The sequence below is a fragment of the Streptomyces sp. SID486 genome (assembly GCF_009865385.1).
In the GTDB taxonomy this organism is placed as follows: domain Bacteria; phylum Actinomycetota; class Actinomycetes; order Streptomycetales; family Streptomycetaceae; genus Streptomyces.
Map to the genome: position 1 here is coordinate 1 of NZ_WWJT01000333.1, position 11,375 is coordinate 11,375.

Below are 11,375 nucleotides of genomic sequence, written 5' to 3' on the forward strand. Positions count from 1 at the left end.
AGGTCGGAGCCGCCGATGCCGATGTTGACGACGTTCCTGATGCGCTTGCCGGTGTGACCGGTCCACTCGCCCGAGCGGACGCGCTCGGCGAAGCCGGCCATCCTGTCGAGCACGGCGTGCACGGCCGGGACCGCGTTCTCGCCGTCGACCTCGATCACCGCGTCGCGCGGGGCGCGCAGGGCGGTGTGCAGCACGGCGCGGTCCTCGGTCACGTTGATCTTCTCGCCGCGGAACATCGCGTCCCGCAGCCCGAAGACGTCCGTCGCGGCGGCCAGCTCGCGCAACAGGCGCAGCGTCTCGTCGGTGACCAGGTGCTTGGAGTAGTCGATGTGGAGGTCGCCGACCCGGAGCGTGTACCCGGTGCCGCGAGCCGGATCGGCGTCGAACAGATCCCTGAGCCGGGTGTCCGCCCACTCCTCCCGGTGCTTGGCGAGAGCGGTCCATTCGGACGTCTGGTCGAGCCTGGTACGGCCGTCTGCGTTCATTTCCGACTTCCGCCTTCTTTCGTGCCTGTCCCAGCGGTTCCAACCTAATTGATCAGTGCACGGGGCGAGCGGTCGCGACGCTGTCCGCGTGGACGACGACAGGCACGTCCGGTTTGCGCGCCGGTATGAGTGCGATGACCGACAGGACGAAGAAGGCGGCGGCGAGCAGGGGCGGGGCGCCCGCACCCCAGGCGGTGGCCGCGGCGCCGCCGAGCAGGGCGCCCACGGGCGCCCCGGCGACGGCGAGCGTACGGAACGCGGCGGACACCCGCCCCACCGTCCCGGCCGGGGTGCGCTGCTGCATCAGGGTCGTGGTGTTCACGTTCCACACCATGCCCATGACGCCGAACACGGCCATGGAGGCCGCCAGGGCCACGAGGCTGCCCACGGTGCCCATCACGACCAGGGCACCGGTCTGCAACGCGCCGGCGAGCAGGACCGCCCGGGCACGGCCCAGCCGGGCGACGAGCGGGCCGGTCACGGCGGCTCCGGCCAGACTGCCGACCGTGTAGGCCGTGGTCGCCGCCGCGTAGCCCGCGCTGCCCCCGTGCAGCGGGCCGGTGATCAGGACCACCAGGGTGGCGACCAGGGCGGCCACCCCGATGTTGCACAGGGCGGTGGCGGCGCACAGACCGCGCAGGGCTGCGTCGCGCCACAGGGTGCGCAGTCCGTCGGCGATCTCCCGGCGCAGGGTGGTGCCGGCCGGCCTCGGCTCCCGCGCGGGCGCGCCGGTGCGCAGGGACGCGACCAGGGCGGCGGCCAGCAGGAAGGTGGCCGCATCGGCGGCGAAGGGTGCGGCGGCGCCGGCGGTCAGCAGCAGGGGCGCCACCGGCGCGCCGAGCAGACCGCCGGCGACACGCTGCCCGGTCAGGAGGCGGGTGTTGGCGCTCCCGAGGTCCTCCGTGCCCACCAGCGCGGGCAGCAGCGCCGTGGCGGCGTTGTCGAAGAGGGTCTCCAGGGCGGTGAGTGTGAAGGCCAGCGCGATCAGCAGGGCGATCGACGCGTGACCGAGGGCCACGACGGCCGCGAAACCGGCGACGAGCAGCGCTCGGATCGTGTCCACCGTCCACATGGCGCGCCGCTGGTCGACACGGTCGGCGACCGCCCCGCCGAGCAGTCCGAAGACGATCCAGGGCAGGTAGCCGCAGGCCGTCACGGCGGCGATGAGCAGGGGCCGGCCGGTCATCGAGACGGCGAGCAGCGGCAGCGCGGCCGTACGCAGTGCGTCACCGAAGCTGGAGAGCACGGCCGCGCCCCACAGCCGCCCGAAGCCCCCGCGCCACGCGGGCGCACGCCGCGTCCTCGACTCGACCGCCGTCACAACTCCCCCTCGCCGTTCGCACCTTCACGAAAACGGTAGAGGGCACCACTGACAACCGGTCGGCGCCGAGCGGCGAAGACGGCTCCGGCCAGGCACCCGCAGGCGCCCGGCCGGTCGAACTCCTAGATCTCGCCCCGCAGTTTGGCGAGCGCTTCGGCGAGGATCGCCTCTCCGTCCGCGTCGCTGCGCCGCTCCCGCACGTACGCGAGGTGCGTCTTGTAGGGCTCGGTGCGCGGCGGGTCCGGCGGGTTGTCCCGGTCCTGACCGGCCGGGAAGCCGCAGCGCGGACAGTCCCAGGTCTCGGGAACCTGCGCGTCGCTGGCGAAGCTCGGCTGCGTCTCATGCCCGTTGGAGCACCAGAAGGAGATGCGCAGGCGCGGGGCGGACTCGCCGCGCTCGGCCTCGCCCATCGGCCCCGCCCCGACCCGGCTTCCTCGGATCGCGTTGCCACTTGCCACGGTCGTAACTCCCTGCGTGATGGTGCCGCGAAGCGAGTCGGCGTTTCGCTTCGCCGCGAGCGCCTCAGTCTACGTAAGGCCCAACGCGCGTCCAGTGATTGGAGTTACCGGCCCCACATCCAGACGCAAGCCCCATGATAGGCCGCGCTCACGAGCGCGTACCGAACACGGGGCTTTACGTGGGGAATATACGGAATGTGCGGGACGTACGTCCCGTTTGCACCGTTCGGTGCGTCAGCTGTTCGTCTTCATCAGGATGCCGAGGACAATGATGGACGCGAACCACAGCAGACCGATCACGATGGTGATCCGGTCGAGGTTGCGCTCGGCGACCGAGGAGCCGCCGACGGAGGACTGCATGCCGCCACCGAACATGTCGGAGAGGCCGCCGCCCTTCCCCTTGTGCATCAGCACCAGCAGCATCAGCAGCAGGCTGAAGACGATCAGGGCGATCGAGAACCCCAAAACCACGGCTGGACCAACTTCCTCGGATGTTGACGGACGACGGGGGCACAGCGCCTTGGCTGCGCCCCCGCAAGGGTACGACGTATCGCCGCTACCGCCTACTCACCGCTCGTCCTACTGATCGCGGAACCGCACGATCTTGACGAACTCGTCGGCGTCCAGCGAGGCACCGCCGACCAGGGCGCCGTCGATGTCGGACTGGGCCATGATCTCGGCGACGTTGCCCGACTTCACGGAGCCGCCGTACTGGATGCGGACCTTGTCCGCCACCTCCTGCGAGTACAGCTCGGCGACCTTGGCCCGGATGGCGGCGCAGACCTCCTGGGCGTCCTCGGCGCCGCACACCTTGCCGGTGCCGATGGCCCAGACGGGCTCGTAGGCGATCACGACGGTCTCGGCCTGCTCGGCCGGGAGGTCCTTCAGACCGCCCTCGACCTGGGCGAGGGTGTGCGCGACGTGGTTGCCCGCCTCGCGGACGTCCAGTTCCTCGCCGACGCACAGGATCGGGGTGAGGCCGTGCTTGTAGGCGGCCTTGACCTTGGCGTTGACGATCTCGTCGGTCTCGGCGTGGTACTGCCGGCGCTCGGAGTGGCCGATCACCACGTAGGTGCACTTCAGCTTGGCCAGCATGGGGCCGGAGATCTCGCCGGTGTAGGCACCGGAGTCGTGCTGCGAGATGTCCTGGGCGCCGTACTTGATCTTGAGCTTGTCGCCGTCGACCAGGGTCTGCACGGAGCGCAGGTCGGTGAAGGGCGGCAGGACCGCGACCTCGACGGCCTCGTAGTCCTTGTCGGCCAGAGCGAAGGCGAGCTTCTGGACGTGCGCGATGGCCTCGAGGTGGTTGAGGTTCATCTTCCAGTTGCCCGCCATCAGCGGCGTGCGCGTGCTCATCGAGGTCAGTCCTCCAGTGCGGCGAGGCCGGGGAGCGTCTTGCCCTCGAGGTATTCGAGGGAGGCGCCGCCACCGGTCGAGATGTGGCCGAATGCCTTCTCGTCGAAGCCGAGCGTACGCACGGCCGCGGCGGAGTCTCCGCCGCCGACGACGGTGAATCCGTCGGAGTCGACGAGGGCCTGGGCGACCGCCTTGGTGCCCTCGGCGTAGTCGGGGTGCTCGAAGACGCCCATCGGGCCGTTCCAGAAGACGGTCCGGGCGTCGGCGAGCTTCGAGGCGTAGAGCTTCCGGGTCTCGGGGCCGATGTCCAGACCCTCCTGGTCGGCCGGGATGGCGTCCGCGGCGACGACGGTGGGGTCGGCCGGGGCCTTGGTCTTCAGGTCCGGGAACTCCGTCGAGACGAGGACGTCGACGGGGAGCACCAGCTCCACGCCGTTCTTCTCGGCGCGCTCCATGTACTCCTTGACGGCCGGGATCTGGTCCTCCTGCAGGAGGGAGATGCCGACCTCGTGGCCCTGGGCCTTGAGGAAGGTGTACGCCATGCCGCCGCCGATGAGCAGCCGGTCGGCCTTGCCGAGCAGCTGGTCGATGACGGCGAGCTTGTCGGAGACCTTGGCGCCGCCGAGGGCGACGACGTAGGGGCGCTCGACGTTCTCCGTGAGCTTCTTCAGGACGCCGACCTCGGTGGCGATGAGGTCGCCCGCGGCGTGCGGAAGACGTGCCGGGAGGTCGAAGACCGAGGCGTGCTTGCGGTGCACGGCACCGAAGCCGTCGCCCACGTAGACGTCGGCCAGGGCGGCGAGGGAGTCGGCGAACGCGCCGCGCTCCGCATCGTCCTTGCTCGTCTCACCCGCGTTGAACCGGAGGTTCTCCAGCAGCGTGACCTCGCCGTTCGCCAGTGCGGCGACAGTGGCCTTCGCGCTGTCACCGATCGTGTCGGTGGCGAACGAGACGTTCTTGCCGAGGATTTCGCCGAGCCGCTCCGCGACCGGGGCGAGCGAGAACTGCGGGTCCGGCGCGCCCTTGGGACGGCCCAGGTGCGAGGCGACGATCACCTTGGCACCCGCCTCGGCGAGCTTGGCGATGGTCGGGGCGACGGCGCGGATACGGCCGTCGTCGGTGATGGTGGTGCCGTCCAGCGGGACGTTGAGGTCGGCGCGGACGAAGACCCGCTTGCCTTCGACACCGTCCTGGATGAGTTCGTCGATCGTCTTCATGAATGGGGCTCCCGAGGGCTGATGCTGCTCCGTGATCGTAGTCATCGCTGTTCTGCACGTGAGTCAGGGCCCGGCCAGCGCGCCCTTGCGCTGCCCGAGCCCTGCTCTCACTTCACGATCTCGCTTCGACGATCAGAGCTGGCCGCCGACGAAGACCGTCAGGTCGACGAGACGGTTGGAGTAGCCCCACTCGTTGTCGTACCAGCCGAGGATCTTCACCGAGTTGCCCTCCTGGACCATGGTCAGGGAGGAGTCGAAGGTGCAGGAGGCCGGGTCGCCGACGATGTCGGAGGAGACGATCTCGTCCTCGGTGTAGGACAGGTAGCCCTTGAGGTCGCCGTCCTCGGACGCCTTCTTGAACGCGGCGTTGACCTCGTCCTTGGTGACCTCGCGCTGGAGCGTCACGACGAGGTCGGTGGCGGAGCCGGTGGGAACCGGCACGCGCATGGCGATGCCGTCCAGCTTGCCCTTCAGCTGCGGCAGGACCAGGGCGGTGGCCTTCGCGGCACCCGTCGTGGTCGGGATGATGTTCTCGGCGGCGGCACGGGCGCGGCGCAGGTCCTTGTGCGGGAAGTCCAGGATGCGCTGGTCGTTCGTGTACGCGTGCACCGTGGTCATCAGACCCTTGACGATGCCGAAGTTCTCGTCGAGGACCTTCGCCATCGGCGCCACACAGTTGGTGGTGCAGGAGGCGTTGGAGATGACGTGGTGCTGCGCCGGGTCGTACTGGTCCTGGTTGACGCCCATGACGATGGTGATGTCCTCGTCCTTGGCCGGAGCCGAGATGAGGACCTTCTTGGCGCCGCCGGCGATGTGCTTCGCGGCGTCTTCCTTCTTGGTGAAGATGCCGGTCGACTCGATGACGATGTCGACGCCCAGCTCACCCCAGGGGATGTCCGCCGGGTTGCGCTCGGAGAGCACCTTGATGGTGTGGCCGTCGACGGTGATGGTGTCGGCGGTGTGGGAGACCTCCTGCTTGAGGCGGCCCAGGATCGTGTCGTACTTCAGCAGGTGGGCGGTGGTCGCCGTGTCACCCAGGTCGTTGACAGCCACAACCTCGATGTCTGCACCCTGCTCCAGCAGCGCGCGGAAGTAGTTACGGCCGATGCGGCCGAAGCCGTTGATGCCTACGCGGATCGTCACGAACCGATCTCCTCGTTGGTACGCCGGCCATGCGGTGCCGGCGAGCTCTGTTTGGGATGTCCCCGACCACCACCGACCCTACCTCTCCGAGGACCCCGGAGTGACATCGAGATGCCGCATACACGGGCAGGCAGTCCGTACCCGCCAGTAGGGGTACGGACCACCTCGGAACGGCAGTGGATTCACCCGCATTTATCACGGAAAGCCGGGCACTCTCGGTGCCTTTTTCACTCGTTCGTGAGCGGGTCGGCTCACTTGATGTGCCCCCTCTCGGCGCACCGTTGAGAGGGGGTGGTGCTCACCTGTCGAGCGCGCGGAACGCCTTCTTCAGTAGGGCCGCCCGGTCCGCCGCCGAGACCACCTGTTCCAGGCCGAAGCCGAACAGCACGGTGTCGTCCGTGGCGACCGCTCCGTAGGTCCTGAACAGGGTCCCGGTCCGCGCCCAGTCCTTCAGGACCGCCGGGCTGCCCTCGGGCGGTCCGGCCGCCCTCCAGGCGCCCAGGGAGGACTCGAAGCCCTCGGTCTCCCGCGCCGCGCCGCCGACCGTCAGTGCGGCGTCGTCGACGAGGACGCCGTGCCCGCCGCTGCCGGGGTCGGTGACGTAGCTGATCGAGACCTCGACGGACTTCCCGGCGTAGGCGCCCAGGTCGAAGCTCACCTGCCGCCAGCCGCCGGAGCTGCCGGTGAGGCTGTTCCAGGAGCCGGTGCTGCCGGTCGCGGTGCAGGCGTTGCCGGCGAGCGTCAGATAGTGCTTCAGCCACGGGTGCTCACCGATGAGGAAGCCGGCCCCGCACTCGGCCGGTACGTCCGTCTTCGTGGCCCCTCCGGCCTCCGGCAGGGTGGTCCAGTCGTCGCTCCCCACCGTGTGCGCCTCGATCACGGCGTGGTCGTAGCCGGGCTCGGTGTCCCACAGCAGCCGGGTGCTCAGAGCCGGCTGGTCCGCGGCGGTGACACCGGTGAGGTCGATGGTGCGGGTGAGGCGCTTGTAGGCGTCGTCGGTGTGCACGGCGGCGGCCATGGCGGCACCCGCGTACGGCCCGTACGGGTTGACGGTCCCCGCGAAGGCACCCGCGCCCGCGCTCGTGAACTGCGGATACGTCGCGGGCGGCAGTTCGTCGGAGGTGACGGCGTAGGTGCCGGCCCGGTCGAGCGGGTTGCCGGGCGCGTCGCCGAGGGCACCGGTGAAGCCGTCGAGCGCGCCGGAGCCGGTGAAGCCGGTGGCCCCCTTGGTCGACGTACGGCTGTAGGCGCCCAGGTAGTACTGGCTGAAGTCGTCCGACAGGGTGCCGCCGCCGAGGTCGACGCTGCCGCCGGCCAGCTCACCGGCCTCGATCAGCCTGCCGCCCTCGTTGAGGTAGGAGCGCAGCTGGAGCTGGACGGGGTTCGCCGGACCCTTCGCCCCCGAGTAGTGCACGACCGTCGGGAAGTGCCCCAGGACGCCGAGCGCGTCCGGGACCCCCTGGGTGGCGACGTCCCACACGATCGCCCTGTGGCCGGCCGCCTTCAGCGCGTCGGTGTACGTCCGCGCCTGCGTGGCGGGCGTGCCCTCCTCGGCGACCACGAGGGTGTCGGCCTTCGGCCGCTCGGCGACGGTGTACGTGAAGTGCGGGCTGGAGACCTTCTTCCCGGCCCTGGTCTCGCCGGTGAACCACACCTCGACCTTGTCGCCCGGCACGCCGTCCTGCACCTCGGCGCGGTACTCGTCGAAGTAGAGGTCGTCCTCACCGCCGTAGGTCCGTCCGCCCTTCCAGTGCTTCAGCGCCTGGTCGAGGGTGCGGCCGCCGTTGACGCGGTACTTCAGTTCCTTGTCCCGGACCGCCTTGCGGACGACGACGGAGACCTCCTGGTCGGCGCCGCGGGAGTACGACGTGGTGAACGCCGCCGGGGTGAAGTCGGCGGCGCCCAGACCGACCGAGGACGCCGGCTTGTCGGGGTGGGCGGCCGTCTCGGCGACGGAGAGCGCGAACGGGACGTTCTTCGCGAACTCCTGCTGGATCAGCTTCTCGTCGTCGGGGAAGTTGAACTCCGACTGGCAGTCCTCGGGTTTCCAGGCATCGTTCGGATCGACTTTCGAGGCGGTCTGGCAGGTCGACATCTCGGGGGTGAACATCGCCAGGCCGTTGACGTTCGACGCGTGTCCGTCCGCCTCGCCGTTGGTGGTGTACAGCTCCGAGGAGAGCTGCGAACGGTATCCGGGGATCGCCGGATTGTCCGGCGTGCCGGCGAGCGCCTTGTAGAGGACGTCGTCCGGGGTCGGGGTGGCCACCTGCCAGCCGACGCCGTAGAGGAGCAGTTCGGCGGCGGAGTGGTAGTTGATCGCGTACCTGAACCCGACGCGCTTCTCGAAGGCGTCCAGCGCCCGGGTCTCGGGCTCGGACCCCGGGCTCGCGCCGCGGTAGGTCTGGCTGGTGGGGTTGGGGGACGAGCCCTCGTCGTCGTAGCCCCACTTGTAGCCGAAGTTGCGGTTGAGGTCGACGCCGTCGCCCGTGCTGATGACGCCGTCGCCGTTGACGTCCCGCAGGTTCTTGCGCCACAGCCGGTTGTCGGCGCTCTGGAACGTGTAGTCGTAGCCGTCGGGGTTGGCCGAGAGGACGAACCACAGCTCGGTCGTGTCGACGATCCTCTTGACCCGCTTGTCGGTCCTGTAGTGGTCCAGGTAGTAGTGCATCAGGCGCCGGGTCATCTCCGGCGTGATCCACTCCCGCGCGTGCTGGTTGGACATGTAGAGCACGGACGGCTTGGAGCCGTCCTTCGACTTCCTCGCGTTCCCGGTCAGCTTGAGCGCGAGGATGTCCTGGCCTCTGACGGTCCGCCCGATGGACTCGACCTTGGCGAGGCCGGGGTTGGCCTGGGCGGTGCGGAGGATCTCCTGCCGGAGCCCGCCGCTGCCGCTGTACGGGCGGAACACCCCCTGTGCGGCGCCCTCGACCCGGGCCTGTGCCCTGGCCGAGAGGGTGCGCTCGGTGAGGGCGACGCCCTTGTGGCGCAGCTGGGCCGCCTGCTTGTCGGTGAGGTAGACCTCCACCGCGGCCCTGCCGTCGGCGGGTACCCGCTCACCCAGCTCCTGGCCGTCCTGGCCGGCCTCGAGCAGCAGGGGAATCTGTTTGCCGGTGACATCGGCGCGGAAGACCTTGACCTCGTCCGGGTCGGACTTCGCCGGGTTTCCGCTGTGTGCCTGGGCCGTGGGTGCGAGGCTCGCTCCGCCGATGAGAAGCGCGCCGGCAGCGAGGATCGATCTCGCTCTGTGTCTCATGAACCCCCCTGGAGGTGGTCCGCCACAGCGGCGAACAGGTTGCCAGGCTCATGTCACACGATGATCGAGTCAAGAGCGCCGCACGGACACGCACACGCCGGTGCCGACCACCCGATCGGGGGCCGGCACCGGTGAGTTGACGGGGCGTCGGGTCAGCCGGCCAGGTTGTCCGCCAGCTCCTCGCTGAGGTTCGCCTCCGTGCCCGGGATACCGAGGTCGGAGGCGCGCTTGTCGGCCATCGCCAGCAGCCGGCGGATCCGTCCCGCGACCGCGTCCTTGGTCAGCGGCGGGTCGGCGAGCGCGCCCAGCTCCTCCAGGGACGCCTGCTTGTGCTCCATGCGCAGCCGGCCCGCGGCGGCGAGGTGCTCGGGGACCTCCTCGCCCAGGATCTCCAGAGCCCGCTGCACCCGGGCGCCGGCGGCCACGGCGGCGCGGGCCGAACGGCGCAGGTTGGCGTCGTCGAAGTTGGCGAGCCGGTTGGCGGTGGCCCGCACCTCGCGCCGCATCCGGCGCTCCTCCCAGGCCAGCACGGACTCGTGCGCGCCGAGGCGGGTGAGCAGGGCGCCGATCGCGTCGCCGTCCCGGACGACCACCCGGTCCACCGTCCGCACCTCGCGGGCCTTCGCCGCGATCGACAGCCGGCGGGCGGCGCCGACCAGCGCGAGCGCGGCCTCCGGGCCGGGGCAGGTCACCTCCAGGGAGGAGGAGCGGCCGGGCTCGGTCAGCGAACCGTGCGCCAGGAAGGCGCCGCGCCAGGCCGCCTCCGCGTCGCAGGTCGCGCCGGAGACCACCTGCGGGGGCAGCCCGCGGATCGGCCGGCCCCGGCCGTCCACAAGCCCCGTCTGCCGGGCCAGCTGGTCACCGCCGGCGACGACCCGTACGACGTACCGGGAGCCGCGGCGCAGCCCGCCGGGCGCCATCACGATCAGCTCGGAACTGTGTCCGAAGATCTCCAGGATGTCCCGCTTGAGCCGGCGTGCCGCCATCGCGGTGTCCAGCTCCGCCTCGATCACGATGCGCCCGCTCACCAGGTGGAGGCCGCCGGCGAACCGCAGAATGGCGGAAACCTCCGCCTTCCTGCAGCAGGTCCGGGTGACGGGGAGCCGGGAGATCTCGTCCTTCACCGCTGCCGTCATCGCCATGGGCCGATCCTTCCATGCATCCGAAAAATACGGTCGTACGCGGCGGCCAACAGTTCCGGATCGTGCCGGGGTGATCCGTCGGTCCGGGCCACGGGCGCCAGCTCGACCGCGGCTCCCAGCCGCTTGGCGGCTTCGGTGAGCGAGTCACGGTCGGGCACGGCGGCCTCGTCGGCCAGCACCACGTCCAGGGCGAGTTTAGGGGCGTGTCGCCCCAAAACCTCCAAATGACGCTGCGGGGAGAACCCCTCGGTTTCTCCCGGTTGCGGCGCCAGGTTCAAGGAGAGCACCCGGCGGGCCTTCGTCTCCGTGAGCGCGTCCAGCAGCTCGGGGACGAGCAGGTGCGGAATGACCGACGAGAACCAGGAGCCGGGACCGAGCACCACCCAGTCCGCGTCCATGACCGCCGCGACGGCCTCGGGGACGGCGGGCGGGTCGTTGGGCACGAGGTGCACCGACTGCACCTCGCCGGGCGTCAGGGCGACCGTCGCCTGCCCGCGCACCGTGTCCACGTCGTCCGGGCGCTCCGGGTCGTGCCCCTTGACCAGGGCCTGCAGCTCCAGCGGCACGGCGGACATGGGCAGCACCCGGCCGTGCGCGCCGAGCAGCCTGCCGACCAGGTCGAGTGCCTGCACATGGTCGCCGAGCTGCTCCCAGAGGGCGACGATCAGCAGGTTGCCGACCGCGTGCTCGTGCAGGTCGCCCTGGGACTGGAAGCGGTGCTGGATGACCCGGGCCCAGGTCTGCCCCCAGTCGTCGTCCCCGCACAGCGCGGCCAGCGCCTTGCGCAGGTCGCCGGGCGGCAGCACGCCCAGTTCGTCCCGGAGCCGGCCGCTGGAGCCGCCGTCGTCGGCCACGGTGACGACGGCGGTCAGGTCCCCGGTGATCCGGCGCAGCGCGGCCAGCGACGCGGACAGGCCCATGCCGCCGCCGAGCGCGACCACCTTGGGCTGAGTGCCCCGCCGACGGGGCCGGGCCCCGCGGGCCTCGGCCGGGCGGCCGG

The 11,375-nt window shown here is 70.6% G+C and carries 9 protein-coding genes and 1 pseudogene; all 10 read right to left on the bottom strand.

What is annotated here, in order from left to right; translation table 11 throughout:
* Positions 1-485: pseudogene (locus tag GT045_RS15345) on the bottom strand (glucose-6-phosphate isomerase); the annotation flags it as partial.
* 52 nt (positions 486-537) lie between these two features.
* Entirely contained in the window at positions 538-1,806 is a 1,269-nt protein-coding gene (locus GT045_RS15350) for an MFS transporter (RefSeq protein WP_161334505.1), read from the bottom strand.
* A gap of 122 nt (positions 1,807-1,928) precedes the next feature.
* Positions 1,929-2,264, bottom strand: coding sequence for an RNA polymerase-binding protein RbpA (locus tag GT045_RS15355; protein ID WP_003976875.1), 336 nt, complete (start codon positions 2,262-2,264; stop codon positions 1,929-1,931).
* A gap of 234 nt (positions 2,265-2,498) precedes the next feature.
* Positions 2,499-2,729: a preprotein translocase subunit SecG gene (secG, locus tag GT045_RS15360; protein ID WP_202515434.1), complete on the bottom strand. Its 231-nt coding sequence runs from the start codon at positions 2,727-2,729 to the stop codon at positions 2,499-2,501.
* Positions 2,730-2,843: 114 nt separating this feature from the next.
* On the bottom strand, positions 2,844-3,620 hold the full coding sequence (gene tpiA, locus GT045_RS15365; protein WP_161289845.1) for a triose-phosphate isomerase: 777 nt from the start codon (positions 3,618-3,620) through the stop codon (positions 2,844-2,846).
* A gap of 5 nt (positions 3,621-3,625) precedes the next feature.
* A complete protein-coding gene (locus GT045_RS15370; RefSeq protein ID WP_161289840.1) occupies positions 3,626-4,837 on the bottom strand; it encodes a phosphoglycerate kinase in 1,212 nt (403 codons plus the stop codon).
* A gap of 132 nt (positions 4,838-4,969) precedes the next feature.
* Entirely contained in the window at positions 4,970-5,980 is a 1,011-nt protein-coding gene (gene gap / locus GT045_RS15375; protein WP_161289837.1) for a type I glyceraldehyde-3-phosphate dehydrogenase, read from the bottom strand.
* 298 nt (positions 5,981-6,278) lie between these two features.
* Entirely contained in the window at positions 6,279-9,233 is a 2,955-nt protein-coding gene (locus GT045_RS15380; protein WP_161334506.1) for a M14 family metallopeptidase, read from the bottom strand.
* 152 nt (positions 9,234-9,385) lie between these two features.
* The gene (gene whiA, locus GT045_RS15385; protein WP_161289831.1) at positions 9,386-10,375 is read right to left on the bottom strand and encodes a DNA-binding protein WhiA; all 990 of its coding nucleotides are present in this window, start codon (positions 10,373-10,375) and stop codon (positions 9,386-9,388) included.
* Positions 10,366-11,375 (bottom strand): uridine diphosphate-N-acetylglucosamine-binding protein YvcK (yvcK, locus tag GT045_RS15390; RefSeq protein ID WP_161334507.1); only part of this gene is annotated, 1,010 nt, incomplete at its 5' end. The genes yvcK and whiA, both read right to left, overlap by 10 nt.